Origin of the sequence: Jeongeupia wiesaeckerbachi, assembly GCF_050916355.1 — a bacterium.
In the GTDB taxonomy this organism is placed as follows: Bacteria; Pseudomonadota; Gammaproteobacteria; order Burkholderiales; family Chitinibacteraceae; genus Jeongeupia; species Jeongeupia wiesaeckerbachi.
This window is the reverse complement of sequence record NZ_CP136946.1, coordinates 170,893-197,716: the sequence shown is the minus strand read 5'-3', so window position 1 is coordinate 197,716 and position 26,824 is coordinate 170,893. Positions and strand designations below refer to the sequence as shown.

Sequence of the window (26,824 nt, the reverse complement as noted above, 5' to 3'; positions counted from 1 at the left end):
CGGGGCGCCGTTGTTTTTTCATGCGAGGTGGGTTTGGCCCTATGGGGGCGGGCCGGCCGGCGCGCTATGCTTGGGCGTGATGCGCATTCTTCCTCAACGCTATCGCGGCCAATGGCCGTGGGTTCTTGCCTATCTGGCGATCGGCCTGACGCTGGTCGTGCTGCTCGGTTATGCCGCCTATGACGCACGGCAGATACGGCAGATTCGCGCCAGCACGCTGGCGCAAGACCTGCTGTGGCAGGAGCAGGCGATCCGGCTGCATTTGCAGACCAACCAGAACGTCATCGAGAACCTTGCCTACAGCCTTGCCGCCGACGCGATCCGGCCAGCGGATTTTGCCGCGCGCGCCGACGCGCTGATGAAGGCAAACCCCGAGATTGCCGCCGTCGAATACATCAGCCGCGAGGGCAAACGGCTCGGTGGTTTGCCGGTGTACAGCGCGCGCCCCAACAGCCTCACGCCGCTCAACGATCCGGGCCTGATCGACGCCCTCGACGGTGCGGCATCGCTGGGTCGGCCGGTCTATTCGGCGGTGATTTACCGCAGCACACCGCAGGTCGTCCTCGTCGTGCCTTACTTTCGCACCACGGTTTACGAAGGGGCGGTGCTGGCAAGCTACGAATTGCCGCAGTTGATGCAGTTGCAGGTGCCGTGGTGGATGGTCCAGCGCTACGACCTGGCCTTGATCGATCCGTCGGGCCAGGCGCTGCTACCGGCCGATTACGTTGCCGCACCGGGGCGCTTGAGCAAGGAAGTCGCGTTCGAGCCGCCGGGGAACGGCCTGAAGCTGCGCGCGAGCATTCGGGGCGATTCCAGCCCGGCCAGCCGGCAGATCGGACTGTTGATCGCCAGCGTGCTGCTGCTGCTGGCGTTGCTGGTCTGGGCGCTGATGCAGGTGAAAAAGCGCATGGCCGAACGTCAGCGCGCCGAAGAGGCGTTGCGCGACGAGATCGGCTTCCGTGCGGCGATGGAAGATTCGCTGACGACCGGCCTGCTGGCGATTGGCCGCGATGGCGAGCTGATCTACGTCAATCCCGGTTTCTGCCAGTTGGTCGGCTGGCGTGCCGACGAACTGATCGGCTTGCAACCGCCGCTGCCGTTCTGGCCGCCGGAGCGCCTGTCGCATTGCGCCAGCGCTTTTCAGTCCATTCGCATGGGCAACGCGCCGTCGGGTGGGCTGCAGTTGCGTTTCATGCGTCGCGACGGCGAGCGTTTCGATGTGCGTCTGTATGCATCGCGCCTTGTCGATGGTCGCGGCGAGCATCGTGGCTGGATGGCCTCGCTGTACGACACGACCGAAATCCGCCGTGAACGCGAGGCGCTGGCGACGTCGCGGATGCAACTGCGCACGGTACTCGAAGGCCTCGACGCGTCGGTGTCGGTCACCGATGCACGCACCGGCGCACTGCTGTACCGCAACCGCGGCCATGCCAACCGCTTTTCTCTGCAGGCCGATGCCGAATGCTGCCTGGTGCCGCTGGGCGCGCAGCCGCTGCACGATGGTCAGGGCGAAGAGCATTTCGACGTCATCAGCGGGCGCTGGTTTGCGGTGCAGCGGCGGGCGCTCGACTGGGTCGACGGCCGGCCGGTGTGGCTGGAAATTGCCGCCGACATCACCGCGCGACGTCAGGCGGCCGAGGAGGCGCGCTCGCGTGACGAACGATTGCAGCACACCGCGCGCCTGGTCAGCATGGGCGAAATGGCGTCGAGCCTGGCGCACGAACTCAATCAGCCGCTGGCTGCGATCGCCGGGTATGCCGCCGCCGGCGACAGCCTGCTCGAAATCGAACCACCGGCGCTGAAGCGGGCGCGCGAAACGCTGGGCAAGATTGGCGATCAGGCGGCGCGGGCCGGACAAATCATTCGGGGCATCCGCAATTTCGTCGCCAAGCGCGCGCCGCGGGAGGACGAATGCCGCATCGATGCATTGTTGGCGGTACCGGTCGAGCTGCTCGCGCCACTGGCACGCAAGGCGCAGGTGAAGATCGTGGTCGAGCCCCTCGCAGGGCTGCCGAGTTTTCGTGGCGATGGCGTGATGCTTGAACAGGTACTCTTCAATTTGATGAAGAACGGCATCGAGGCGATGGCCGCGCTGCCGCCGGCGCCACGCCGGTTGACGGTCAGGGCCGGCGTTGTCGATGGCGGGCTCGAAGTCAGCGTGACCGATCAGGGGGCCGGCTTTAGCAGTCCGGATAGCCTGTTTCAGCCGTTTTTCAGCACCAAGCCCGATGGCATGGGCATGGGGCTCAATATCTGCCGCTCGGTGATGGAGCAGCACCGTGGCCATTTGCGGGTGGAAAACCCGCCGGAAGGCGGTTGTCGCTTCGTTTGCCGTCTGCCGCTGAGCGATACAAAAACCGATATGACCGAGGAGAAAGCCTGATGCGCCCGATTGCGATCATTGACGACGACATCGCCGTGCGCGATGCGCTGTCGCTACTGTTTGAAACCCGCGAGTGGCCGAGCGCCGGCTTCGAGTCCGCCGAGCATTTCCTGACCGCGGCCCACGTGGCCGACTACGCCTGTCTGATCATCGACGTGCGCATGACCGGCATGACCGGGCTCGAGCTGTTCGCCGATTTGCAAGGCGCGCCTTACCTGCCGCCGGTGATTTTTCTGACCGGGCACGGCGATGTGCCGATGGCGGTATCGGCGGTCAAGGGCGGCGCCAGCGATTTTCTCGAGAAACCGTACGATCACAAGGTGCTGCTCGCCAAGGTCGAGGAGTACCTGCAAAGCGATCTGACCGCCCGCAGCAGCTGGGAAACCCGGCAGACCCTGTCAGAGCGGCTGGCCAGTCTGACACCGCGTGAGCGTGAAGTCTTGCGTGAACTCCTTGCCGGCAAACTCAACAAGCAGATTGCCGACGCCCTCAGCATCAGTATCAAGACGGTCGAGGTTCATCGCGCGCGGATCTACGCCAAGCTGCGAGTGCGTTCTGCGGTCGAGCTTGCTGCGCAGCTCAAGGCGGTGCCGATCAAGGAAATCGTCGGCGAGGCGGCGTCGGGCGCAGGCTGATTCCGCGCTGCCCCATGCAAAACGGCGCCTACCGGCGCCGTTCTCATTTCCGCAAGGCCAGGCTTACTTCTTGGCCGGGGCGCTGGCCTTGGTCTTCACTTCCTTGGTGCTCGATGCCGTGGCCTTGGTGGCTTTGGCGGCCGCGGGCGAAGCCGTGGCTTTCGATGATTTGGTCGAAGCGGTCGGCGCGGCGACCTTGCCACCCACGCTGATGTCGCCCTTGATCTTGTTGAACGTGCCTTCCTTGATGCCAGGCACTTTCATGATGTCTTCCGGGGTCTTGAACGCACCGTTCTGGGTACGGTAGTCGACGATGGACTTGGCCTTGGTCGGGCCGATGCCGTTCAGGCCTTCGAGTTGCTGTGCGGTTGCGGTGTTAAGATCGACGGCCGCGAAGACCGAGGCGCACAGCAGGAACATGCCGACGAAAGCGGCGAGCCATTTTTTCATTGCTATCTCCCTTGATTGGTCAGGTGGGTGAACCCCACCGGCTGACTATAGCACGCCAAAATCACAGTTCTTGTCAGTCTGGATTCAGAATTCATGCTCACCCCGCAACAGTCGGTCGAACACTACGAAAACTTCCCGGTCGCCTCGATCCTGATGCCGCGTCGCTTCCGCAAGCCGGTCGCCGCGGTGTACCACTTCGCACGCCATGCCGATGATCTGGCCGACGAGGGCGACGCCGAGCCGGCAGTGCGTCTGGCTGCGCTGGCCGACTGCAGTGCCGAGCTGGCGCGGATCGATGTCGGCGAGACACCGGTTACGCCGCGCTATCAGGCCCTGGCGACGGTGGTGCGCGATCACGGCGTGCCGGTTTCGTTGTGCGAGGACCTGCTGTCGGCCTTTCGCCAGGACGTGACGCAGAGCCGCTATGCCGATTTCGGCGAGCTGGTGCAGTACTGCCGGCGCTCGGCCAACCCGGTCGGCCGCATCCTGCTGCATATTTTCGACCAGGTGAATCCGCGCTACCTGGCGATGTCCGATGGCATCTGTACCGCCTTGCAGCTGGTCAATTTCTGGCAGGACGTGGCGATCGACTGGACCAAGGATCGCGTCTACCTGCCACAGGACGAGTTGGCAAAGTACGGCGTGAGCGAAGCACAGATTGCCGCCGGCAGGGTCGACGCCGGCTGGCAGCGGCTGATGCGTTTCCAGGTCGACCGGACGCGGCGGATGCTCAAGGCCGGTGCACCGCTGGCCAATGCGCTGCCGGGCCGCGTCGGCTTCGAACTGCGCCTGACGGTGCTTGGCGCCGCGACGGTGCTCGACAAGCTCGATGCCTGTGGCTATGACGTGTTCCGGCAGCGGCCGGTGCTGGGCAAGGGCGACTGGCCGCGCATTCTCTGGCGTGCGTGGCGGCGGAAATAATGGCGAGGGGCATCGGTCAGAAGGAAGTCCGCGCGCTGACGACGCTGTTCACCGCGCGCGCGTGGCCGGCACGGATCGGCGCGCTCGTCGTGCTGGCGTTGGCGGCCTGGGCTTGGTGGAACGAGGGCCGGGCGGCGCCGGGCGTGATGGCTGCGGGATCATCCATCCACGGTGTCGTGGTCGGCATTGCCGATGGCGACACGATCACCGTGCTCGACGCGGACAAACGCGAGTACCGCTTGCGGCTGGCCTTTATCGATGCGCCGGAAAAGGCTCAGCCCTATGGCGCGGCCGCCAAGCAGCACCTGTCGGATCTGGTATTTCGCAAGGCGATCGACGCCGAGGTGGTCGACGTCGACCGCTATCAGCGTGGCGTTGCCCTGATCCGGCTTGGCGGTGACGACATCAATTACGCGCAGGTGAAGGCCGGGCTGGCATGGCATTACACCCGCTATGCCGGCAAGCAGCCGCGCGCCGATTTCGAGGCCTACGAGACAGCCCTACAGGCGGCGCGCGACCGCCGTATCGGCCTGTGGCAACAGCCCGGCGCCGAGCCGCCGTGGGACTTCCGCCGCGAGCGGCGAGGGTAGTTTATTTTGCGGCGGGTTCGCTGGCCGATGCAGGTGCCGATGCGGCGGCTTTTTCGGCGGCGGCTGCGCTGGCTTCGGCAGCCTTGCGCTTGTTCATCTCGGCCCGGGTTTCCGGCGGGGTCCAGCCCGGTGGCGGCAGATAGAGCGGGCCCTTGAAGCCGCAGGCGGCGAGCAGCAGGACGAGGAGCGGGGCGAGTGCGCGCATGGAGTGCTTTGGTGGCAAAATCGCTATCTTAACCGACTTGCCGCTGCGACTTGCCATGACCGAATCCGAATTTCTTTCCGAAACCGACCGCATTTTCAGCCTGATCGAGACAGCGCTCGACGACGTCGATTTCGATATCGACGCACTGCGTACCGGCAATGTGCTCGAACTCGAGTTCGAGGACGGCAGCAAGGTCATCGTCAACCGGCACGTCTTCAACCAGGAAGTGTGGATTGCTGCGCGCAGCGGCGGCTATCACTACCGTCATGACGGTCAGCGCTGGACCAACACCCGTGGCGACGGCGAATTTTTCGCCGATCTGGCGGCGGCGATCACGCTGCATGCCGGCGAGGCGTTCGCGTTCGCCTGATGGACGCCTTGTGGCTGCCGGGATTGTTCGCCTCTGCCTTCCTGTCGGCGACATTATTGCCGGGGAACTCCGAGCTGGCGCTGGCGGCCTATTTGTATCAAGCGCCGCAGCAATGGCTGCTGGCCGTGCTCGTCGCGACGCTCGGCAACGTGCTGGGCGGCGTGCTGACGGTCTGGATGGGCCGGCGACTGCCGCGCAAGGAGATGTCGCCGCGCACCGCCTGGCTCACGCGCTGGGGGCCGCTGTCGCTGAGTCTGAGCTGGGTGCCGGTGGTCGGCGACGCATTGTGCGCCGCCGCCGGCTGGCTACGCTGGCCGTGGCGGCAGGTGTTGCCGTGGCTGATCGCGGGCAAGTTGCTGCGTTACCTTGCCCTTGTTCCTCTCGCCCGTGCTGCCGCGGGCGGCTGACGCTGGAGTTGTCTGCTTGTCCGTTCGCCGGTTCAAACGTTCGCTGATCACCGCGCTGATGCTGTGTCTGGCTTCGCCTGCCGGCTTTGCCGACATCAGCTACAGCGACCTGCCCGATCTCGGTGCGGCGTCGCGCGAAGGCATGTCGCCGACGCAGGAGCGCGAGCTCGGCGAGGGGGCGATCCGCGAGATCCGCCGTAGCGGCGTGCTCGTCGACGACCCTGAGGTCAACGACTACATCCGCCGCATCGGCGGCAAGCTCGTCGACGCCACCGGCGAAACCGGCCAGCCGTTCAGCTTCTACGTCCTGCTCGACAAAACAGTGAACGCCTTTGCGATGCCCGGTGGTTTTGTCGTGGTCCACAGCGGTCTGCTGGCGGCGACGCAGAGTGAATCCGAACTGGCCAGCGTGATGGCGCACGAAGTCGCCCACGTGACCCAGCACCATCTGGCCCGGATGGTCGATTCGCAGCGAATGACGCCGTGGATGCTGCTCGGCGCGCTGGGGCTGGCGATCATCGCCTCCAAGGCCGGCAACAGCGGCGCCGGCCTGGCCGCGGTCGTCGGCAGTCAGGGGTATGCGATCCAGCGCCAGCTCGACTTCACCTATGCCTTCGAGCAGGAGGCTGACCGGATCGGCATGCAGACGCTGCAGAAGTCGGGTTTCGATCCGGCGGCGATGCCGCTGTTCTTCCAGCGGCTGCAGAAGGAAACCCGACTGGTCGAAGGCGGTGCGCCCGAGTTCCTGCGCACCCACCCGGTCACCTACAAGCGGATCGCCGACGCCGAGGCGCGGCTCAAGGGCGGCAGCTACAAGCAATACCCGGATTCGCTCGATTACCGTTTCGTGCGTGAAAAGCTCCGGGTTCTGCAAATGGGAACCAAGGAAGCGGTGACGCAGTATCGGACGGCCATCGAGCAGAAGCGTTTCGCCAATCTGGCGCTGCAGTTGTATGGCTACGCGCTGGCGCAGTGGCGCGCAGGCCAGTACGACGGCGCGTGGAAAACGCTTGCCGATGCGCGCGCCGCCTATGGCAAGCCGCATGCGGCGCTCGATTATCTGGCCGGCCAGATCCGCCTGTCGCAGCAGAAGTACGAGCTGGCGACGACGATTTTCAGCGATGCCGCGGTGCAGTTTCCGTCCAGCCGCGGCCTGCTGTACGGCGAAATCGACGCGCTGACCGCCGCCGGGCGCAATGACGATGCACTGGCGCGCATCCATTCGGCGCAGGAGCTGTATACCAGCGACGCCAATCTGTACCAGCGTGAGTCCAAGGTCTACGCGGCGATGGGCCAGGCGCAGCGGCAGCACAAGGCACAGGCCGAGTACTATGTGCGCATCCTCGAATACGGGCCGGCGATCGAGCAGTTGCAACTGGCGCAGCGCCAGCCGGGCAGCGATTTCTACCTGCAGTCGGAGATCGACGCGCGACTGCAGGAAGTCATGGCGCTGGATGGCCGCAACGACAAGAAGGGCGAGCGAGGCGAGCCAAGCAAGCTTGACGCGTCGATGTCGTCGCTACGCTAATACGGCCCGCAAGCGGGCCAGATCGGCGGGCGAATCTACACAGCCTGATTCCGTCAGAAGCGAGGGCGCGCCTCGGACAGCCCGTTCGGGGTGTGAGCCGAAGGACGGCGTCGCTGGCCGGATTCCCGCGTACCGGGCCGGAGGCGCAGGCCCCGCGCCTGAAGGCTCAGTCCTTGCCGCCGAACTGGCGCACCTTGGTGCGCAGAATGTCGAGATAGATCGCCGGATCCGGTGCGCTCTGGTTGCGCTGCGCGTGCCAGATCATCTCGCCGAGGCCGTCCATCATCTGGTGCTGCGCCGAGTGCTCGTCGCCACAGGCGACGCACAGCGCCGAATACTGCGCCTTGACGCCGAGCGGCTGATCGATCGACAGCTGTTCCTCGATTGCCAGATGCATCGACAGGTGCAGAAAGGGATTGGTCTCGCCGACTTCGGGCGGCCAGTCGCGGTCCAGATAGTCGTCGCTCAGATAGCGGTGATACTCGGGATGGCGCAGCAGTACCGCGACGACGACCTTTTCGAGATCGGCCAGCGGCGCGCCAGCCTGGTGCTTTTGCCAGCTCTGGATGAAAAAGCGTCGGGCTTCGTCGCGCGACGGATTGAACAACATGGTGGACTCCTGGAGCTGTCGGTTCGCTGACATGGCGATACCATGCGCATGCGAACCATCGTGTACATTGCGATTGTCCCTCAACCCGCCACGCCAAGGAACCTTGATGAGCTCGATCTACGACTTTACCCCGGACCGCCTCGCCGGCACGCCACAGCCTCTGGCCGACTATCGCGGCCAGCTGCTGCTGATCGTCAACGTTGCCAGCGAGTGCGGGCTCACGCCGCAATACGCCGGGCTGCAGGCGCTGTACGAGCGTTTCAAGGATCGTGGCTTCTCGGTGCTCGGTTTTCCGTGCAACCAGTTCGGCAGCCAGGAGCCGGGTGACGCCGCCGCGATCGGCAGCTTCTGCGAGCACAACTACGGCGTCAGTTTCCCGATGTTCGCCAAGATCGAAGTCAACGGCGATGGCGCACACCCGCTGTATCAGTACCTCAAAAAGGCCGAGCCGGGCATCCTCGGCACCGAGGCGATCAAGTGGAACTTCACCAAGTTCCTGATCAATCGCGAAGGGCAGGTGGTCGAGCGCTTTGCACCGACGACGTCGCCCGAAGACCTCGTCGCCAAGATCGAGTCGCTGCTCTGAGCGTCCAGACGCCGTGCCGGCCCCGCGCGGGGCGCTTCGCCGCTGCGTCACCGTTGCTGCTCGGGCTGAGAGCGCTGCTCTTTTGTCCACCCAAGGAACGGTACAACTGGCCGGTGGCCGGGCTGATGCTGGCGGTCGCGCTTGCCTTGGTCGTCGACATTGCCGGTGGCTACTGGCTGGCCGGTGATGGCCGCTTCAACATCAATGCCTTGCCCGGCTGGGGCTGGGCCGGACTGCTGCTGTTCGTCGCCGGCGCCGCAATCGAGCGTCGTGGCGCGCTCGCCTGGCAGCTGGCGACCTTGTATTTCGCCGCCGGCGTCTGGCTGAATCTGCTGTTCCTCGTCGCGTGGTACGCGGCGATGCACTGGCTCGCGCCGTCGTTGCAATACCGCTTCGGCTGGGCCGTGTTCGCGATCTGGCCGGTCTGGCTCGCGCTGGCCTTGGTGCATGCCGCAGTGCGGCCGCGTGGCGGCTGGCGCTGGCCTGCCTTGGTGGCCGTGCTGCTGCTGGCGGCAGCGCTGCTGGCCGAACGCTATTACTTTGCCGACGCCGGCCAATTCTGGCTGCCGGACGCCGGCGACGAGGCGTTCGAGCCGCTGCCACCGCCCAAGCTGGCCGACGAGTCCGTGCTGTATACCGAGGCCGATCGACTGGATGCTGCGCTCGATGCTGTTGCGCCCGGCAGGGCCGGTGTCGTCGAGCACTATGCGCTGGTAGTCGGCGGCGATGCCGGGCAGGGCGTGTTCGTCCGCGAGGCGACGTCGATCCGCGACCGTTTCGATGCACGCTTCGGAACGCGCGGGCGCTCGGTGCTGCTGGCGAATCACGACAGCGTGACCGGCACGGTGCCGATTGCGACGCAAACGAGCATCGCCGCGGCGCTCGAGACGATCGGCGCACGAATGAACCGCGACGAGGACGTGTTGTTGCTGTACCTGACCTCGCACGGCAGCCGGGACCACGAGTTCGCGCTCGCCAACCCGCCGCTCGAACTCAACGGCGTGACGCCGCAATGGCTGGCTGATGCGCTGGCCGAGGCGAAGATCCGCTGGCGTGTCGTCATTGTTTCTGCGTGCTATTCGGGCGGTTTCGTGCCTGCGCTGGCCGGGCCGGAAGTGCTGGTGATGACCGCTGCCGCAGCCGACCGGACGTCGTTCGGCTGTGCCGACGAGAACGATTTCACCTATTTCGGCAAGGCGCTGTACGACGCGCTCGGCCAGCAGGCCGGCTGGCCCGCGATCTGGCAGCAAACGCGCGATGCGGTCGCCCGGCGCGAGGCGGCCGAGCACTACGAGCCGTCGAAACCGCAGTTTTCGTTTGGGGCTGCGCTGGCGGCAAGATTGGCGATAACTGGTGGCCAGAGACCCGGGGCGCGGCCAAGTCCCTGATGGCAATGGCGAATCTGCCAGGCGTCGCCAGTGCTCGCGCGGATGACGAACCTTGATGCCGTAGGCGATTCAAGGTAAAATTTCAATAACTTTGCACACGCGAAACGGGATAGGGGCTACCTGTCCCGTTTTTGTACGTGTAGCGCCGGAAATCCCCATCTTGTGGGCGCAACGCCCAGGAGCCGCCAGTGTCAAAACCCGCCCTTCTTGCGCTCGCCGACGGCACGCTGTTTCACGGTATTTCGATTGGCGCTGATGGTGAAACCATCGGCGAGGTCGTGTTCAATACCTCAATCACCGGTTATCAGGAAATCCTGACCGACCCGTCTTACAACAAGCAGATCGTTACGCTGACCTACCCGCACATCGGCAACTACGGTGTGAACCCGGAAGACGCCGAAAGCCGTGCCGTGTTCGCCTCGGGCCTGATCATCCGTGATCTGCCGCTGCTGCACTCGAACTTCCGCGCGTCGATGAGCCTCGGCGATTATCTCGTCAAGCACGGCGTCGTCGCCATTGCCGATATCGATACCCGCAAACTGACCCGCATCCTGCGTGAAAAGGGCGCTCAGTCCGGCTGTATCGTTACCGGCGACAACATCGACGCCAAGGCGGCGGTCGAGAAAGCGATCTCGTTCGGTTCGATGGCCGGCCAGGATCTGGCCAAGGTCGTCACTGCGACCGAGAAGTACGAGTGGAACACCGCCGAGTGGAAGCTCGGCGTCGGTTACACCGTGCAATCGAATCCGAAGTTCCATGTCGTCGCCTACGACTTCGGCGTCAAGCAGAACATCCTCCGGATGCTTGCCGAGCGCGGCTGCCAGCTGACTGTCGTGCCGGCACAAACCCCGGCGGCCGAGGTACTGGCGCTGAATCCGGACGGCATCTTCCTGTCCAACGGCCCGGGCGATCCGGAGCCGTGCGATTACGCGATCGAAGCCATCCGCCAGTTCCTGAAGACCGATACCCCGGTGTTCGGTATCTGTCTGGGGCACCAGCTCTTGGGTCTCGCGACCGGCGGCGCGACCAGCAAGATGAAGTTCGGCCACCACGGCGGCAACCACCCGGTGCAGGACCTCGATACCGGCCGCGTGATGATCACTAGCCAGAACCACGGTTTCCAGGTCGACGAAACCAGCCTGCCGGCCAATGTGCGCATTACGCACCGTTCGCTGTTCGACGGCACCGTGCAGGGCATCGCGCTGACCGACAAGCCGGCGTTCTCGTTCCAGGGGCACCCGGAAGCCAGCCCGGGCCCGCACGACGTGGCGTATCTCTTCGACAAGTTCATCGCACTGATGGCCGAACGCAAGTAAGGATCAGGTAGACCGCAATGCCAAAACGTACAGATATCAAGAGCATCCTCATCATTGGCGCCGGCCCCATCGTCATCGGCCAGGCGTGCGAATTCGACTACTCGGGCGCACAGGCGTGCAAGGCGCTGCGTGAAGAGGGTTACAAGGTCATCCTCGTCAACAGCAACCCTGCGACGATCATGACCGACCCGAATATGGCCGACGTCACCTATATCGAGCCGATCACCTGGCAAGTCGTTGAAAAGATCATCGCCAAGGAAAAACCGGACGCGATCCTGCCGACCATGGGTGGCCAGACCGCACTGAACTGTGCGCTGGACCTGTGGCACAACGGCGTGCTCGACAAGTACGACGTCGAACTGATCGGCGCGACCCCGGAAGCGATCGACAAGGCCGAAGACCGCCAGAAATTCAAGGCCGCGATGGACAAGATCGGCCTGGGTTCCGCCAAGTCGGTCATCGCCCACACGCTGGAAGAAGCACTGGCCGCACAGGCCACGGTCGGCTTCCCGGCGATCATCCGTCCCTCGTTCACCATGGGTGGCTCGGGCGGCGGTATCGCCTACAACATCCAGGAATTCATCGAGATCTGCACCCGCGGTCTCGACCTTTCGCCGACCAAGGAACTCTTGATCGAAGAGTCGCTGCTCGGCTGGAAGGAATACGAGATGGAAGTCGTGCGCGACAGCGCCGACAACTGCATCATCGTCTGCTCGATCGAAAACCTCGATCCGATGGGCGTGCACACCGGCGACTCGATCACCGTCGCACCGGCGCAAACGCTGACCGACAAGGAATACCAGATCATGCGCAACGCCTCGCTGGCGGTGCTGCGTGAAATCGGCGTCGATACCGGCGGTTCGAACGTGCAGTTCTCGGTCAATCCGAAGGATGGCCGGCTGATCGTCATCGAAATGAACCCGCGCGTATCGCGTTCTTCGGCGCTCGCCTCGAAGGCCACCGGCTTCCCGATCGCCAAGATCGCTGCCAAGCTCGCCGTCGGCTACACGCTGGACGAGCTGAAGAACGAAATCACCGGCGGCAAGACTCCGGCGTCGTTCGAGCCGTCGATCGACTACGTCGTCACCAAGGTGCCGCGTTTCGCGTTCGAGAAATTCCCGCAGGCCAACAGCCGCCTGACCACACAGATGAAGTCGGTCGGCGAAGTGATGGCGATCGGTCGCACGCTGCAGGAATCGCTGCAAAAAGCGCTGCGCGGTCTGGAAACCGGCATGTCGGGCTTCGATGAAGTCACGACCGATCGCCAGGCGATCGAGTCCGAACTCGCCGCGCCGGGCCCGGAGCGCCTGTGGTACGTCGCCGACGCCTTCCGCATCGGTCTGAATCAGCAGGAAGTCTTCAACCTGTCGAAAATCGATCCGTGGTTCCTTGCGCAGATCGAAGAAATCGTCCAGCTCGAGAACGGCCTGCGTGGTCGCAGCGTCGACAGCCTTGAGTACGCGGAAACGCGCAAACTCAAGCGCAAGGGCTTCTCGGATCGCCGTCTGGGCACGCTGCTCGGCTGCGACCAGAACGCCGTGCGCCGTCACCGCCACGGTCTGGGCATCCGCCCGGTCTACAAGCGCGTCGACACCTGCGCGGCCGAGTTCGCCACCGATACCGCCTATATGTACTCGACCTACGAGGACGAGTGCGAATCGCAGCCGACCAGCGCCAAGAAGATCATGGTGCTCGGCGGCGGTCCGAACCGGATCGGTCAGGGTATCGAGTTCGACTATTGCTGCGTCCACGCCGCACTCGCGCTGCGCGAAGACGGCTACGAGACCATCATGGTCAACTGCAACCCGGAAACCGTGTCGACCGACTACGACACGTCGGATCGTCTCTATTTCGAATCGCTGACGCTCGAAGATGTGCTCGAGATCGTTGCGGTCGAAAAGCCGGTCGGCGTCATCGTCCAGTACGGCGGCCAGACGCCGCTGAAACTGGCGCGCGCGCTTGAAGCCAACGGCGTGCCCATCATCGGTACCAGCCCGGACATGATCGATGCCGCCGAAGACCGCGAGCGCTTCCAGCAGCTGCTGAAGGACCTCGGACTGCGCCAGCCGCCGAACGCGACCGCGCGCACCGAGCAGGACGCGCTGCACCTGGCGCGCGAACTCGGCTATCCGCTGGTCGTTCGCCCGTCCTACGTGCTTGGCGGCCGCGCGATGCAGATCGTCCACTCCGAGGACGACCTGTCGCGCTATATGCGCGAAGCCGTCAAGGTGTCGAACGACAGCCCGGTGCTGCTCGACCGCTTCCTCAACGATGCGATCGAAGTCGACGTCGATGCGATATGCGACGGCGAAGCCGTGCTGGTCGCCGGCATCATGGAACACATCGAGCAGGCCGGCGTGCACTCGGGCGACTCGGCGTGCTCGCTGCCGCCGTACAGCTTGTCCAGCGAACTGCAGGACGAGCTGCGCCGTCAGACCGTCGCGATGGCCAAGGCGCTGAATGTCGTCGGCCTGATGAACGTGCAGTTCGCGATCCAGGGCCGCGGCGACGATGCCGTGGTGTTCGTGCTCGAAGTGAACCCGCGCGCGTCGCGGACCGTGCCGTACGTGTCCAAGGCCACCGGTATTTCGGTCGCCAAGGTCGCCGCGCGTTGCATGGCCGGTCAGTCGCTGGCGAGCCAGGGTGTGACGAAGGAAGTGATTCCGCCGTACTACTCGGTCAAGGAAGCGGTGTTCCCGTTCGCCAAGTTCCCGGGCGTCGATACCATCCTCAGCCCGGAAATGAAGTCGACCGGTGAGGTCATGGGCGTTGGCGAGACCTTCGCCGAAGCCTTCGTGAAGTCGCAGCTTGCTGCCGGCGTGGTGCTGCCGAGCTCGGGCAATGTGTTCATCTCGGTGCGCGATGCCGACAAGCCGGTGGCGATCGAATGTGCCAAGGCGCTGGCCGAGATCGGCTTCAAGCTGATCGCGACCAAGGGTACGGCGGCATCGCTGGCCGACGCCGGCCTCGATGTCACCGCGGTGAACAAGGTGACCGAGGGTCGTCCGCACATCGTCGATATGATCGTCAACGGCGAGATCGCGATGATCTTCAATACCGTCGACGAGCGTCGCCAGGCGATCCAGGACAGCTACTCGATCCGCCACGAAGCGCTCAAGGCCAAGCTGCCGGTGTACACGACGATCGCCGGCGCGCGCGCCGCGTGCATCGGTCTGCGCGACCTCAAGGAAATGCGTGTCTATGACGTGCAGGGCTTGCACCAGTTGCTGAAAGCCTGATAACGTAAAGCGAAATCAGCCGCCGTCATCCGTGACGGCGGCTCTGCATTTGTATCGCGGCCAAGCCCAGCTTGGCCCTTTGTTTTGTTGGGCGCGTCAGAAATCGCGCCGTGGAGAAGAGCATCATGATTAAAGTCCCGCTGACCGTTGTCGGTGCGGAAAAGCTCAAGGCCGAGCTGCAGCGCCTCAAGAGTGTCGAACGCCCGGCAGTGATCCAGGCGATCGCCGAGGCCCGCGCGCAGGGCGACCTGTCGGAAAACGCCGAGTACGAAGCCGCGAAGGAAAAGCAGGGCTTTGTCGAAGGCCGGATCGCCGAGCTCGAGGGCAAACTGTCGAATGCGCAGGTCATCGATCCGAAGGATCTGGCCAACGCCGCCGAAGGCCGTGTGGTATTTGGCGCAACGATTGCGCTTGAAGAGATCGAAGGCGGCAAGCAGGTGACGTACCAGATCGTCGGCGAGGACGAAGCCAACCTCAAGGACGGCAAGATCTCGGTATCGAGCCCGATTGCGCGCGCGCTGATCGGCAAGTATGCCGGTGATGTCGCCGAAGTCGTCGCACCGGGCGGCATCCGCGAGTACGAAGTACTCGACGTTCAATACCTGTAAACGCAGCGCAAGCTCGCCGCCGGTGTCGATTTCAGCGACAATGCCGGCGGTCTGAACGCATCGATGGGCATCATGAATCTGGGTACCGGCATCAGGAACATCCTCGCCACGCTGTGGATCGGTGGCATCTGGGTCATTGGCGTGATTGTCGCGCCGATCTTGTTCAAGTCGCTGGCGTCCCCGGTTGCCGGGATGGTCGCCGGCCGATTGTTCAATATGATCGGCTGGGTCGGCATCGTCGCTGGTGTGTATCTGTTCGTTTACTGGTTGTGGGCCGATGGCCTCGGCGCTTTTCGTACCGGGCGGCTGTGGCTGGTGATCGGCATGCTGGTGTGCACCCTCGTCAATCAGTTCGCGATCTTTCCCATCATCGCCGCGGTCAAGCCTGCGGTCAGCAGTGCCGCAACCGGTGTATTCGGCGGCGGTCTGGCCCAATGGCATACGATTTCGAGCCTGATCTATCTGGTGCAGGCGCTGTTCGGTCTGGCCTACATTTGGCAGAACGACTGAAGCAGCAATGAAAAAGGCCGGCGGATGCCGGCCCTTTGCATTGGATGTTACACAAGCAGGGCTCAGCCCTTTTTCTTGGCCTTCGGCAGGCTGATTTTCGGCTTGTCGCCATCGCTGGCACGGTAGATCAGCAGCAGTTTGCCGATGTGCTGGACGGCGGATGCGCCGAGTTCACGGCAGATCGTCTGCAGGAATTCTTCGCGCAGTGCGCGGTCGTCGCCGAGGACACGGATCTTGATCAGCTCGTGCGCATCGAGGTTGACGGCGATTTCGCGCAGGACCGCATCGGTCAGGCCCTGGTTGCCGATCATCACCACCGGATTCAGGTGATGCGCGAGGCCGCGCAGGTGGCGGCGTTGATCCGCAGTGAGTTCCATGCTTCAATTCCTTGATTAAACAGGCAAGTTTACCCGATGGCACGTAGCAAGACCAGTAACGCATGGCTGCAGGAACATGTGAACGACCAGTACGTTCAAATGGCGCAGAAGGATGGCTATCGCGCCCGGGCCGCCTACAAGCTTACCGAAATCAACGACAAGGACCGGTTGATCAAACCCGGGATGTGGGTTGCCGACCTCGGCGCCGCACCGGGCAGTTGGTCGCAGGTCGCGGCCAGACTTGTCGGCGACAAGGGGCGGGTGTTCGCGCTCGATATACTCGAGATGGCTTTCATCCCCGGTGTCGAGTTCATTCAGGGCGATTTTCGCGAGGATGCCGTGCTCGCGCAGTATCTGGCGTTACTCGACGGACGGCAGGTGGACCTTGTGATCTGCGATATCGCCCCCAATATCAGTGGCAATGCTGTGACCGACCAGGCCCGTTCGATGCATTTATGCGAACTGGCGTTGCAATTTGCCCAGGATCACTTGAAACCTGGCGGCGATTTCCTGGTCAAGGTATTTCAGGGCTACGGCTATAACGAGTACATGGCCGAAATGCGCTCCACTTTCACCCAGGTTCTCACACGCAAACCCAAGGCGTCGCGGGACCGCAGCACGGAAATGTACCTACTTGGCAAGCAGAAGAAGGCATGAGCGGAGTAGAATCCGCACTGACATCGTCGATCCGGCGCGCATGCAGCAAGGAGTAAGGCCGTGAACAACCTCGGCAAGAATATCGCTATTTGGCTGATCATCGGTCTTGTACTGATGACGGTCTTCAACCAATTCACCAAGCGGCAAGAGACGTCGAACCAGGTTGCGTATTCGCAATTCATGGCTGACGTCGAAGGCAATCGCATCGCATCGGTCGAGATCGAAGGCAATCCGCTGCGTGGCCAATGGATTCGCGGCCAACGCACCGATGGCAGCAAGTTCTCGACGCTGGCGCCGTTTGACTTCCGTCTTGTCGATACGCTGATCAAGCACGACGTCAAATTCGCCGCCAAGGCTGAAGAAGAGCCAAGCCTGCTGATGAGCATCTTCATCAACTGGTTCCCGATGCTGCTCTTGATCGGCGTATGGATCTTCTTCATGCGACAGATGCAGGGCGGCGGCAAGGGCGGGGCGTTCAGCTTCGGCAAGAGCCGTGCGCGCATGCTCGACGAAGGCACCAATGCGGTAACCTTCGCCGACGTCGCCGGTTGCGATGAGGCCAAGCAGGACGTGGCCGAAATCGTCGATTACCTGCGTGATCCGAGCAAGTACCAGAGCCTCGGTGGCCGGATGCCGCGCGGCATCCTGATGGTCGGCTCGCCGGGTACCGGTAAAACCTTGCTCGCCAAGGCCATCGCCGGCGAAGCCAAGGTGCCGTTCTTCTCGATTTCGGGCTCGGACTTTGTCGAAATGTTCGTCGGTGTCGGTGCTGCCCGCGTTCGTGACATGTTTGAAAACGCCAAGAAGAATTCGCCGTGCATCATCTTCATCGACGAAATCGACGCCGTCGGTCGCCAGCGTGGCGCCGGTCTTGGCGGCGGTAACGACGAACGTGAGCAAACGCTGAACCAGATGCTGGTCGAGATGGATGGCTTCGAGGGCAACTCGGGCATCATCGTCATCGCCGCGACCAACCGTCCGGACGTCCTCGACCCGGCGCTGTTGCGCCCGGGCCGCTTCGACCGTCAGGTGGTCGTGCCGCTGCCGGATATCCGCGGTCGCGAGCAGATCCTTGCCGTGCACATGCGCAAGGTGCCGATCGCCAACGACGTCGATGCGTCGGTGCTGGCGCGCGGTACGCCGGGCTTCTCCGGCGCCGATCTGGCCAACCTCGTCAACGAGTCGGCGCTGTTCGCCGCGCGTCGCAGCAAGCGCCTGGTCGACATGGACGACTTCGAGTCGGCCAAGGACAAGATCATGATGGGCGCCGAGCGTCGCAATATGGCGATGAGCGAGGACGAAAAGAAGAACACCGCCTACCACGAGTCGGGTCATGCGGTGGTCGCCAAACTGCTGCCGAAGTCCGATCCGGTGCACAAGGTCACGATCATCCCGCGTGGTCGCGCGCTGGGCGTGACGATGCAGTTGCCGGAAGAAGACCGCTACGCCTACGACCGTGGCTATCTGCTGGATCGGATTGCGATCCTGTTCGGTGGCCGGATCGCCGAAGAGTTGTTCATGAACCAGATGACCACTGGCGCCAGCAACGACTTCGAACGTGCGACGCAGATGGCGCGTGACATGGTGACCCGTTACGGGATGAGCGATCGACTCGGCCCGATGGTTTACGGTGAGAACGAAGGCGAGGTTTTCCTCGGCCGCTCGGTCACCACGCACAAGAACCTGTCGGAAACGACGATGCAGCAGGTTGATGGCGAAATTCGTCGCATCATCGACGAGCAGTACAAGCTGGCGCGCCGCTTGCTCGACGAGAACCGCGACAAGGTCGAGGCCATGACGAAGGCGCTGCTCGAATGGGAAACCATTGACGCCGAGCAGATCAACGACATCATGGATGGCCGCGAACCACGCCCGCCGAAGAATCCGCCGGCGCCGAAGTTGGCGCTGCCGTCGGACCAGAAGCCGAGCGGCGATGCGCCGGCGGCAACGACAACGCCGGCAGCCGAAAGCTGAGCCTGCTGGTTTGATGGAAAGGGCGACGCCACGGCGTCGCCCTTTTACTTGAGAGTTTCCGTATGTCCGAACTCCTGTGTGGCCGTTTCCGGCTTTCGCTCGCTCGTCCCTTGGTCATGGGTATCGTCAATGTCACGCCCGATTCGTTTTCGGATGGCGGTCGCTATGATTCGGTCGCCAAAGCGGTCGTGCAGGCCGAACGGCTCGTCAACGATGGTGCCGACATCCTGGATATCGGCGGGGAGTCGACCCGACCTGGCGCGGCGCGGATCCCCGACGACGAGGAGATCCATCGCGTCGTTCCGGTACTGCAGGCCCTGCAAAGCCTGAATGTCCCGTTGTCGATCGACACCTGTAAAACCGCGGTCATGCGCGCAGCACTCGACGCCGGTGTCGATCTGGTCAACGACATTGCCGCGCTGGAGGATGAAGGCGCGCTCGGCATCGTGGCCCGCTCGCAAGCGGCGGTCTGCCTGATGCACAAGCAGGGCGAGCCACAAGGCATGCAGGCGGCGCCGCATTACAACGATGTCGTCGCCGAGGTCGAGGCGTATCTGATCGAGCGCCGCGATGCCGCACTGGCCGCGGGGATAGACCGGCACCGGCTGTTGCTTGATCCGGGCTTCGGTTTCGGCAAGGCCTTCGAGCACAATGTTGCGCTGTTCAAGGCGCTGAACGGGCAGGCCGAGCGTGTGGGCGCGCCGTTGCTCGTTGGCGTATCCCGTAAAACCATGCTTGGCACGATTACCAATCGCGGCGTACCGGCGGAGCGCGTCAGCGCCAGTGTCGCTGCGGCGCTGCTAGCCGTGCAGGCCGGCGCAGCGGTGATTCGTGTCCATGATGTCAGGGAAACAGTGGATGCGATTAAGGTCTGGCAGGCCCTAAAATGAAGCCCATATCGCTCGATGCTGCGGAGCAGCAACGAGCGCCGGCACCGTACCGGTAAAACCAACAAAATCACAAAGAGAAACCAGATGGCTAGAAAATACTTTGGGACCGATGGCGTACGTGGCCTGGTCGGTGAGTACCCGATTACGCCCGATTTCGCGATGAAGCTCGGCTACGCCGCCGGGAAGGTGCTGGCCGCTGCCGAAAAGCGCGCGCCTGGCGATCATCCTGCGGTGTTGATTGGCAAAGACACCCGCGTGTCCGGCTATATGCTCGAGGCCGCGTTGCAGGCCGGCTTGAATGCGGCTGGCGTCGACGTTTACCTGACCGGCCCGTTGCCGACGCCGGGTGTCGCCTATCTGACTCGGGCGCTGCGTTTGTCGGCCGGTGTGGTGATCTCCGCTTCGCACAATCCCTATTACGATAACGGCATCAAGTTTTTCGGCGCCGGTGGCAAGAAGCTGGCCGACGATGTCGAGCTGGCGATCGAAGCTGCGATCGAAGAGCATCAGCCTTGCGTTGGCCCGAAGGCGCTTGGCAAGGCCAGACGCGTCACCGATGCGGTCGGCCGCTACGTCGAATTCTGCAAATCGACCTTCCCGAACGAGTTCGATCTGCGTGGACTCAAGCTCGTCGTCGATTGCGCCCATGGTGCGACCTATCAGGTTGCCCCATTCGTCTTCCACGAACTGGGCGCCGAAGTGATCGCGATGGGCGATAAGCCGGATGGCTACAACATCAACGAAGATGTCGGCGCCACCCACGTCGAGGCCATTCGCAAGAAAGTGCTGGCCGAAGGGGCCGACTACGGCATCGCGCTCGACGGCGACGGCGACCGGCTGATCATGATCGACGGTGACGGTTCGATCATCGACGGCGACATGCTGCTGTACGTGCTGGCGCGCTATCGTCAGGATCGCGGCACGCTGGGTGGTGGCGTCGTCGGCACGCTGATGACCAATCTGGGGGTCGAGAACGCGCTGATCGAGCGCGGGATCCCGTTCATCCGGGCCAAGGTCGGCGACCGCTACGTGCTTGAGCAGCTGGCCGAGCACGACTGGCTGCTCGGGGGCGAGGGGTCGGGGCATTTGCTGAGCCTCGATCGGCATACCACTGGCGACGGCATCGTGTCGGCGCTGCAGGTGCTGGAAGCGCTGATCGAACAGGGTAAACCGTTGTCGGCCTTCCGTGCCGAGCTGACGCTGTCGGGGCAGGTGCTCAAGAACGTGCGCATCGCCAAGGGCTTCGATCTGGCCGGTTCGGCCAAGATCAACGAAAAGGTCGCCAAGGCCGAAGAGGCCATGGGCCGGGCGGGGCGGGTGTTGCTGCGCGCTTCGGGCACCGAGCCGCTGATCCGGGTCATGGTCGAGCATACCGATCCGACCGTGGCGACCGAGTGGGCCGAGCGCATTGCGGCGGTGGTCGTCACCGAGGCCGCCGAGGAATAGTGGTTCGAGCGGTTCGACAAAAAAGCCACGGCATGCCGTGGCTTTTTTGTTGCCGGTCGGCGTTTAGCCGAATTTGCCGGTGATGTAGTCTTCGGTCGCCTTCTTCTTCGGCGTGGTGAAGATGCTGTCGGTTTCACCGACCTCGATCAGCTCGCCCAGATACATATAGGCGGTGTAGTCCGAGACGCGGGCGGCCTGCTGCATATTGTGGGTCACGATGGCGATTGTGTAGTCCTGCTTCAGCTCGTGCACCAGTTCTTCGATATGCGCGGTCGAGATCGGGTCCAGTGCCGACGTCGGCTCGTCGAGCAGCAGCACTTCAGGCTTGACCGCGACGGCGCGTGCGATGCACAGCCGCTGTTGCTGACCGCCCGACAGGCCAAGGCCCGACTGCTTGAGCTTGTCCTTCACTTCCTTCCACAGTGCTGCCTTCTGCAGCGCCCATTCGACCCGGTCGTCCATTTCGGACTTCGACATGCTCTCGTACAGCTTTACGCCAAAGGCGATGTTGTCGTAGATCGACATCGGAAACGGCGTCGGTTTCTGGAACACCATGCCGACCTTGGCGCGCAGCATGTTCAGGTCAACGCTCGGGTCGAGGACGTTGCGGCCGTTCATGATGATTTCGCCCTCGGCGCGCAGCTTCGGGTACAGGCCGTACATGCGGTTGAAAGTGCGCAGCAGCGTCGACTTGCCGCAGCCCGACGGGCCGATGAAGGCGGTGACCTTGCCTTCGCGGATATCGAGGTTGATGTTCTTCAGCGCGTGGAAGTTGCCGTAGTAGAAATTGAGGTTCTTGACGGCAAGTTTCGGATTCAGTGCTTGGGTCATGTCGGATCTCGGTATGGCTGATTCGGTGCGGTCAGTGCGACTTCGCCGGGCGGACGAGGACGCGTGCAATGATGTTGAGCGACAGGACGAACAGGCCGATCAGCAGTGCGCCGGCCCACGCCAGCGTGTGCCAGTCTTCGTACGGGCTCATTGCGTACTGGAAGATCACCACGGGCAGGTTGGCCATCGGTTCGTTCATGCCGGAGAAGAACTGGTTGTTCAGTGCGGTGAACAGCAGCGGCGCCGTTTCGCCGACGATGCGTGCCACGGCGAGCAGGATGCCGGTGACGACGCCAGCCTGGGCGGCGCGCAGGCTGATCTGCAGCACCATTTTCCATTGCGGTGCGCCGAGCGCGTACGCAGCTTCGCGCATGCTGTTCGGCACCAATCGCAGCATGTTCTCGGTCGTACGCACGACGACCGGAATCACCAGCAGCGACAGCGCCAGCGCACCGGCCCAGCCGGAGAAATGGCCGACCGTCGAGACGTAGACGTCATAGATGAACAGGCCGATGACGATCGACGGCGCCGACAGCAGGATGTCGTTGATGAAGCGCGTCGATGGTGCGAGCCAGCCGCGATCGCCGAATTCGGCAAGATAGGTGCCGGCGAGGATGCCAATCGGCGTGCCGATCGCAACGCCGCTTGCCGACATCGCCAGACTGCCGACGATGGCATTGGCCAGGCCGCCCGCGCTACCCGGTGCCGGCGTGGTCTGGGTGAACAGCGACGGTACCAGACCGGCCAGGCCGTTGCTGAACAGGGTGTAGAGAATCCAGAGCAGCCAGAACAGGCCGAAAGCCATCGCGGCAAGCGACAGCATCAGGCTCAGCTTGTTGATCAGGCGGCGGCGAAAATAAATAGTCATGTCGGTGCCCGTGAATCAGGAATGAACGCCGTCGGCCTTCTGCAAGCGCAACAGCAGCAGCTTGGAAAGCACGAGAACGACGAAAGTGATCAGGAACAGCAGCAGGCCGAGGTTGATCAGCGAAGCGGTATGCAGCGTGCCGGTGGCTTCGGTGAACTCGTTGGCCAGTGTCGCGGCGATCGAGGTGCCTGGATCGAACAGCGATTCGATCGCCTTGTGCGAGTTGCCGATCACGAAGGTGACGGCCATGGTTTCGCCGAGCGCACGACCAAGGCCGAGCATGACGCCGCCGACCACGCCGTGGCGCGTATACGGCAGTACGACGTTCCAGACGACTTCCCAGGTGGTGCAGCCCAGTCCGTAGGCCGATTCCTTCAGCATCGGCGGGACGACTTCGAAGACGTCACGCATCACCGAGGCGATGTAGGGAATCACCATCACCGACAGGATCAGCCCGGCGGCGAACATGCCGATACCCATCGGCGGGCCTTGAAACATCCAGCCGATCAGCGGTACGCCCGCCGTGTGCTCGGTCAGCCAGGGCTGGACGTTGTCGGCGAACCACGGGGCGAAAATGAACAGGCCCCACATGCCGAAGATGATCGACGGTACGCCGGCGAGCAGCTCGATGGCGATGCCGAACGGGCGGCGCAGCCAGGTCGGCGAGAGTTCGGTCAGAAAAATCGCAATGCCGAAGCTGACCGGTACGCCGATCAGCAGCGCAATGAACGACGATATCAGGGTTCCGGTAATCGAGTTCCAGCCGCCGAACTGTTCGGTGACCGGATTCCATTCGCTACCGGTGATGAAGCCGAAGCCGAACGCCCGGATGCTGGGCCACGCACCGTGGACCAGCGACAGGATGATGGCGAGTAGCAGCGCCAGCACCAAAAAGGCGAAAAAGCGGGTCGAGCCGCGAAAAACCATGTCCTGCAGCGCTTGCCGCTTCAGCCGTAACTCTTGGGGCGTCATGAACGTCTCCGGTTCCAATCAATGCAACAGGAGCCTCACGGGCTCCTGTCGCTGTTCGGTAGCGGCGATAGTCTAATCGACAGCGCCGGCTACCGCTTGCTGCCTTACTTCCAGATCGGCGCGTTGCTGGCGTCGGAAATCTGCTTCCACGAGCCGCGGATCACGTCCTTGACCGCGGCCGGCATCGGCACGTAATCCATATCGGCCGAGACCTTGTCGCCGTCCTTGTACGCCCAGTCGAAGAACTTCAGCACTTCAGCGCCGTTGACCGGCTTGTCCTGCTTCTTCTGCATCAGGATGAAGGTCGCGCCGGTGATCGGCCACGAATCCTTGCCAGCCTGGTCGGTCAGCACCACGCCAAAGCCCGGCGTACCCTTCCAGTCAGCGCTAGTAGCGGCCGCCTTGAAGGTCACGTCGTCCGGCTGGACAAAGTTACCGGACTTGTTCTGCAGCTGGGTGTAACCCATCTTGTTTTGCTTGGCGTAAGCGTACTCGACATAGCCGATGGCGCCCTTGATGCGTTGCACGTACTGGGCCACGCCTTCGTTGCCCTTGCCGCCGACGCCGGCCGGCCATTGTACCGACGCATCGTTGCCGACCTTGGCCTTCCAGTCAGCCGATACCTTGCTGAGGTAGTTGGTGAAAATCCACGTTGTACCCGAGCCGTCGGCACGGTGAACGATGGTCACGCCCAGATCCGGCAGCTTCACGCCCGGGTTGAGCTTGGCGATGGCCGGATCGTTCCACTTCTTGATCTTGCCGAGGAACAGGTCAGCGAGCACGGCCGGCGAGAGCTTGAGCTCGCCGCCCTTGACGCCTTCGATATTGACGACCGGCACTACACCGCCCATCACGGTCGGGAACTGCACCAGACCCGATTTTTCCAGTTCTTCTGCTTTCAGCGGCTTGTCCGATGCGCCGAAGTCGACGGTCTTCGCTTGAATCTGCTTGATGCCACCGCCCGAACCGATCGATTGGTAGTTCATGCCGACGCCGGTCTTGGCCTTGTACTGTTCCGCCCACTTCGCGTACAGCGGGTACGGGAAAGTCGCACCGGCGCCGGTGATGTCGGCGGCGCTAGCATACGCCGTGAACAGGCCGGCTGCGATGCCGAAGCCAACGAGCAGTTTGCGCCCAAACGTCATGATCGAATCTCCTGGGATTATTGGGGGTGGTGGATCGGTTGACGGGGTGCATCGTAGAGCTTCCATGTTTCCGAAATATTACAAGTCGGTCACATTGGCATCGGGTGGGTCGCTTGCGCCGCGACAAGCGGCATTTTCTAGATCTGACGTGGTTTGACGGGGGTAGGGCATGGGCTTAGAATCGAGGGCTTTTCCGGCGGGTGCTGCGACGCGTATGGCCAGGAAGCAAGTGATCGGCAACTGGAAGATGCACGGCAGTATCGGGCAGATTCGTTCGGTCCTGTCCGAAGTGTCGCGCGCCGAGCTGGGTGCGAATGTATCGGTCTGCGTGGCCTATCCCTATCTCGGGCTGGCCAAAACGCTGCTGAAGGACACCGCGGTACAGGTTGGGGCACAAGATGTGTGTGAATTCCACATCGGTGCTTATACCGGCGAGGTCTCGGCAGCGATGTTGGCCGATGTCGGTTGCGAGCTGGTGATCGTCGGGCATTCGGAGCGACGCCGCTATTTCGGTGAAACGAGTGAAACCGCTGCCCGTAAGGTCAGGGCGACGCTCGATGCAGGGCTTCTACCGGTATACTGCGTCGGTGAAACGGCCGAACAGCGCGAAAGCGGTATCGCCCATCAGGTGATTGCCGAGGAATTGCAGGTGCTGGCCGGTGTGCCGACCAGCCTCTACGCGGTGGCTTACGAGCCGTCGTGGGCGGTCGGAACGGGCGTGATTGCAACGCCCGAGCAGATCGCGGAAATGCACGCGTTCATCAAGCAAACGCTTGATGCACGTACCCGGGTGTTGTACGGGGGCAGTGTCAAGGCGTCGAATACGGCGCAGGTGTTGGCAGTCGACGGGGTCGATGGTGTGCTCGTAGGTGGGGCGGCGCTATCGGCAAGCGAGTTTCTCGAAATCTGTCGTATCGCTGGCTGATTGCAAAATTTATACCGCGGCGCTACAATTTTCGCCGCGTTAATACGAGCAAATATGGAACTTATTAAGACTCTGGTGCTGATCGTGAACGCGCTCTCCGCGATTGCGGTGATCGTTCTCGTGCTGATGCAGCATGGCAAGGGGGCCGACATGGGTGCGGCTTTCGGTAGCGGCTCCGCCGGTAGCCTGTTTGGCTCGTCGGGCTCCGCCAACTTCCTCAGCCGCAGCACGGCAGTGTGCGCCACGGTCTTCTTTGCTTCCTGCCTCGCGCTGGTGCTGGTCATGACCCCGTCCGCCAAGAAGGATTCGCTTGGCGTGATGAGCGGCGTCAAGCCGGTGGCCAGTCAGCCTGCTCAGTCCACGCAGAACAAGATTCCGGAATAAGCGTCCGCGCCCGCGACAGCTCATTCCTTGTGATTGGCCGACATGGTGAAATTGGTAGACACGCTATCTTGAGGGGGTAGTGGCTGCGGCTGTGTGAGTTCGAGTCTCACTGTCGGCACCATCATTCTGTAAAAAACCGGGGCAACCCGGTTTTTTTTCGAGCGTGGTAACAGTAAACCGGATGTCATGATCCGGTGTTGTCGTTAGTCAAAATCGTTCAAGAAAAAACGGGGATCCGCATGCTAGAGAACTACTTCCCCATTTTGCTGTTCCTGATCATCGGCCTGCTGGTCGGTGTCGCCCCGTTGTGTTTGGGGTGGGGGGTCGGCAAAGTGCTGGGGACCATTAAACCCGACACCGAAAAGCTGTTGCCGTATGAGTGCGGCTTCGATGCGTTCGAAGATGCCCGCATGCAGTTCGACGTGCGTTATTACCTCGTCGCCATTCTGTTCATCTTGTTCGACCTCGAAGTGGCCTTCCTGGTTCCCTGGGCTTTGGTGCTCAAGGATATCGGTAGCTTCGGTTTCTTCTCGATGATGATTTTCCTGACCATTCTGGTTGTCGGCTTCGTCTACGAGTGGATGAAGGGCGCCCTGGAGTGGGAGTGAT

28 protein-coding genes and 1 tRNA gene are annotated in these 26,824 nt (G+C 62.8%); 21 read left to right on the top strand and 8 right to left on the bottom strand.

The features are described from left to right. The first annotated feature begins 79 nt into the window (after nucleotides 1-79). Entirely contained in the window at nucleotides 80-2,383 is a 2,304-nt protein-coding gene (locus tag R0382_RS00970; RefSeq protein ID WP_432721680.1) for a PAS domain S-box protein, read from the top strand. Then, nucleotides 2,383-3,018, top strand: coding sequence for a response regulator transcription factor (locus tag R0382_RS00965; RefSeq protein WP_432721679.1), 636 nt, complete (start codon nucleotides 2,383-2,385; stop codon nucleotides 3,016-3,018). Before R0382_RS00970 ends, R0382_RS00965 begins: the two co-directional genes overlap by 1 nt. A 63-nt stretch (nucleotides 3,019-3,081) precedes the next feature. Here R0382_RS00965 and R0382_RS00960 read toward each other — a convergent pair whose 3' ends face one another. Next, nucleotides 3,082-3,468 carry a ComEA family DNA-binding protein gene (locus R0382_RS00960; protein WP_432721678.1) on the bottom strand — a complete coding sequence of 129 codons (387 nt, stop codon included), beginning with the start codon at nucleotides 3,466-3,468 and terminating at the stop codon, nucleotides 3,082-3,084. 93 nt (nucleotides 3,469-3,561) lie between these two features. On the opposite strand from R0382_RS00960, the gene hpnC reads away from it, so the two are divergent. Then, nucleotides 3,562-4,389, top strand: coding sequence for a squalene synthase HpnC (hpnC, locus tag R0382_RS00955; protein WP_432721677.1), 828 nt, complete (start codon nucleotides 3,562-3,564; stop codon nucleotides 4,387-4,389). Beyond that, nucleotides 4,389-4,979 (top strand): thermonuclease family protein, encoded by a 591-nt coding sequence (locus tag R0382_RS00950; protein ID WP_432721676.1) that lies wholly within the window; start codon nucleotides 4,389-4,391, stop codon nucleotides 4,977-4,979. Before hpnC ends, R0382_RS00950 begins: the two co-directional genes overlap by 1 nt. Nucleotide 4,980: 1 nt before the next feature. On the opposite strand, the gene lptM is transcribed toward R0382_RS00950, so the two are convergent. Continuing rightward, nucleotides 4,981-5,184, bottom strand: coding sequence for an LPS translocon maturation chaperone LptM (lptM, locus tag R0382_RS00945; protein WP_432721675.1), 204 nt, complete (start codon nucleotides 5,182-5,184; stop codon nucleotides 4,981-4,983). Nucleotides 5,185-5,239: 55 nt separating this feature from the next. Here lptM and cyaY point away from each other — a divergent pair, with 55 nt between their 5' ends. Genes cyaY through R0382_RS00930 form a run of 3 tightly spaced genes read left to right on the top strand, consistent with a single transcriptional unit; the run spans nucleotide 5,240 to nucleotide 7,489 of the window. Further along, nucleotides 5,240-5,554 (top strand): iron donor protein CyaY, encoded by a 315-nt coding sequence (gene cyaY / locus R0382_RS00940; protein ID WP_432721673.1) that lies wholly within the window; start codon nucleotides 5,240-5,242, stop codon nucleotides 5,552-5,554. Continuing rightward, a complete protein-coding gene (locus R0382_RS00935; RefSeq protein ID WP_432721671.1) occupies nucleotides 5,554-5,961 on the top strand; it encodes a YqaA family protein in 408 nt (135 codons plus the stop codon). The genes cyaY and R0382_RS00935 overlap by 1 nt, the downstream gene beginning before the upstream one ends. Before the next feature lie 16 nt (nucleotides 5,962-5,977). After that, the gene (locus R0382_RS00930) at nucleotides 5,978-7,489 is read left to right on the top strand and encodes a beta-barrel assembly-enhancing protease (protein WP_432721669.1); all 1,512 of its coding nucleotides are present in this window, start codon (nucleotides 5,978-5,980) and stop codon (nucleotides 7,487-7,489) included. Between the two features lie 166 nt (nucleotides 7,490-7,655). On the opposite strand, the gene R0382_RS00925 is transcribed toward R0382_RS00930, so the two are convergent. Next, nucleotides 7,656-8,099, bottom strand: coding sequence for a DUF1841 family protein (locus tag R0382_RS00925; protein WP_432721668.1), 444 nt, complete (start codon nucleotides 8,097-8,099; stop codon nucleotides 7,656-7,658). 106 nt (nucleotides 8,100-8,205) lie between these two features. Here R0382_RS00925 and R0382_RS00920 point away from each other — a divergent pair, with 106 nt between their 5' ends. The 6 genes from R0382_RS00920 to R0382_RS00895 all read left to right on the top strand — a co-directional run bounded on the left by R0382_RS00920 (nucleotide 8,206) and on the right by R0382_RS00895 (nucleotide 15,746). Continuing rightward, nucleotides 8,206-8,685 carry a glutathione peroxidase gene (locus tag R0382_RS00920; protein WP_432721666.1) on the top strand — a complete coding sequence of 160 codons (480 nt, stop codon included), beginning with the start codon at nucleotides 8,206-8,208 and terminating at the stop codon, nucleotides 8,683-8,685. A gap of 113 nt (nucleotides 8,686-8,798) precedes the next feature. Beyond that, complete coding sequence (locus R0382_RS00915; RefSeq protein WP_432721664.1) at nucleotides 8,799-10,073, top strand: C13 family peptidase; 1,275 nt, start codon at nucleotides 8,799-8,801, stop codon at nucleotides 10,071-10,073. Nucleotides 10,074-10,261: 188 nt separating this feature from the next. After that, entirely contained in the window at nucleotides 10,262-11,389 is a 1,128-nt protein-coding gene (gene carA / locus R0382_RS00910; RefSeq protein WP_432721662.1) for a glutamine-hydrolyzing carbamoyl-phosphate synthase small subunit, read from the top strand. A 17-nt stretch (nucleotides 11,390-11,406) separates the two neighbouring features. Beyond that, nucleotides 11,407-14,628, top strand: coding sequence for a carbamoyl-phosphate synthase large subunit (gene carB / locus R0382_RS00905; RefSeq protein ID WP_432721661.1), 3,222 nt, complete (start codon nucleotides 11,407-11,409; stop codon nucleotides 14,626-14,628). Nucleotides 14,629-14,753: 125 nt separating this feature from the next. Then, nucleotides 14,754-15,236 carry a transcription elongation factor GreA gene (greA, locus tag R0382_RS00900; RefSeq protein WP_432721659.1) on the top strand — a complete coding sequence of 161 codons (483 nt, stop codon included), beginning with the start codon at nucleotides 14,754-14,756 and terminating at the stop codon, nucleotides 15,234-15,236. Nucleotides 15,237-15,308: 72 nt separating this feature from the next. Next, nucleotides 15,309-15,746, top strand: coding sequence for a DUF4149 domain-containing protein (locus R0382_RS00895; protein ID WP_432721657.1), 438 nt, complete (start codon nucleotides 15,309-15,311; stop codon nucleotides 15,744-15,746). A 62-nt stretch (nucleotides 15,747-15,808) separates the two neighbouring features. On the opposite strand, the gene yhbY is transcribed toward R0382_RS00895, so the two are convergent. Then, the gene (gene yhbY / locus R0382_RS00890; RefSeq protein WP_432721655.1) at nucleotides 15,809-16,123 is read right to left on the bottom strand and encodes a ribosome assembly RNA-binding protein YhbY; all 315 of its coding nucleotides are present in this window, start codon (nucleotides 16,121-16,123) and stop codon (nucleotides 15,809-15,811) included. 36 nt (nucleotides 16,124-16,159) lie between these two features. Here yhbY and rlmE point away from each other — a divergent pair, with 36 nt between their 5' ends. The 4 genes from rlmE (at nucleotide 16,160) to glmM (ending at nucleotide 21,090) form a co-directional block, all read left to right on the top strand. Continuing rightward, nucleotides 16,160-16,780, top strand: coding sequence for a 23S rRNA (uridine(2552)-2'-O)-methyltransferase RlmE (gene rlmE / locus R0382_RS00885; protein ID WP_432721653.1), 621 nt, complete (start codon nucleotides 16,160-16,162; stop codon nucleotides 16,778-16,780). A 60-nt stretch (nucleotides 16,781-16,840) separates the two neighbouring features. Further along, nucleotides 16,841-18,754, top strand: coding sequence for an ATP-dependent zinc metalloprotease FtsH (gene ftsH / locus R0382_RS00880; RefSeq protein WP_432721651.1), 1,914 nt, complete (start codon nucleotides 16,841-16,843; stop codon nucleotides 18,752-18,754). Between the two features lie 62 nt (nucleotides 18,755-18,816). After that, entirely contained in the window at nucleotides 18,817-19,644 is an 828-nt protein-coding gene (gene folP, locus R0382_RS00875) for a dihydropteroate synthase (protein ID WP_432721649.1), read from the top strand. A gap of 84 nt (nucleotides 19,645-19,728) precedes the next feature. Continuing rightward, nucleotides 19,729-21,090, top strand: coding sequence for a phosphoglucosamine mutase (glmM, locus tag R0382_RS00870; protein ID WP_432721647.1), 1,362 nt, complete (start codon nucleotides 19,729-19,731; stop codon nucleotides 21,088-21,090). Nucleotides 21,091-21,153: 63 nt separating this feature from the next. Here the strand turns inward: glmM and pstB are convergent, their stop codons facing one another. From pstB to pstS, 4 genes are all read right to left on the bottom strand, one after another. Further along, entirely contained in the window at nucleotides 21,154-21,921 is a 768-nt protein-coding gene (gene pstB, locus R0382_RS00865) for a phosphate ABC transporter ATP-binding protein PstB (protein ID WP_432721645.1), read from the bottom strand. A 31-nt stretch (nucleotides 21,922-21,952) separates the two neighbouring features. Continuing rightward, nucleotides 21,953-22,789, bottom strand: a complete 837-nt coding sequence (pstA, locus tag R0382_RS00860; RefSeq protein WP_432721643.1) for a phosphate ABC transporter permease PstA — start codon at nucleotides 22,787-22,789, stop codon at nucleotides 21,953-21,955. 15 nt (nucleotides 22,790-22,804) lie between these two features. Further along, nucleotides 22,805-23,761: a phosphate ABC transporter permease subunit PstC gene (gene pstC, locus R0382_RS00855; protein ID WP_432721641.1), complete on the bottom strand. Its 957-nt coding sequence runs from the start codon at nucleotides 23,759-23,761 to the stop codon at nucleotides 22,805-22,807. Nucleotides 23,762-23,865: 104 nt separating this feature from the next. Next, complete coding sequence (gene pstS / locus R0382_RS00850) at nucleotides 23,866-24,906, bottom strand: phosphate ABC transporter substrate-binding protein PstS (protein ID WP_432721639.1); 1,041 nt, start codon at nucleotides 24,904-24,906, stop codon at nucleotides 23,866-23,868. 229 nt (nucleotides 24,907-25,135) lie between these two features. On the opposite strand from pstS, the gene tpiA reads away from it, so the two are divergent. The 4 genes from tpiA (at nucleotide 25,136) to ndhC (ending at nucleotide 26,823) form a co-directional block, all read left to right on the top strand. After that, the gene (gene tpiA, locus R0382_RS00845) at nucleotides 25,136-25,831 is read left to right on the top strand and encodes a triose-phosphate isomerase (RefSeq protein WP_432721638.1); all 696 of its coding nucleotides are present in this window, start codon (nucleotides 25,136-25,138) and stop codon (nucleotides 25,829-25,831) included. A gap of 54 nt (nucleotides 25,832-25,885) precedes the next feature. Next, nucleotides 25,886-26,215 (top strand): preprotein translocase subunit SecG, encoded by a 330-nt coding sequence (gene secG, locus R0382_RS00840; protein WP_432721636.1) that lies wholly within the window; start codon nucleotides 25,886-25,888, stop codon nucleotides 26,213-26,215. Between the two features lie 36 nt (nucleotides 26,216-26,251). After that, a tRNA-Leu gene (locus tag R0382_RS00835) sits at nucleotides 26,252-26,336 on the top strand. Nucleotides 26,337-26,454: 118 nt separating this feature from the next. Beyond that, nucleotides 26,455-26,823, top strand: coding sequence for an NADH-quinone oxidoreductase subunit A (gene ndhC, locus R0382_RS00830; RefSeq protein ID WP_432721634.1), 369 nt, complete (start codon nucleotides 26,455-26,457; stop codon nucleotides 26,821-26,823). Nucleotide 26,824 lies beyond the last annotated feature (1 nt).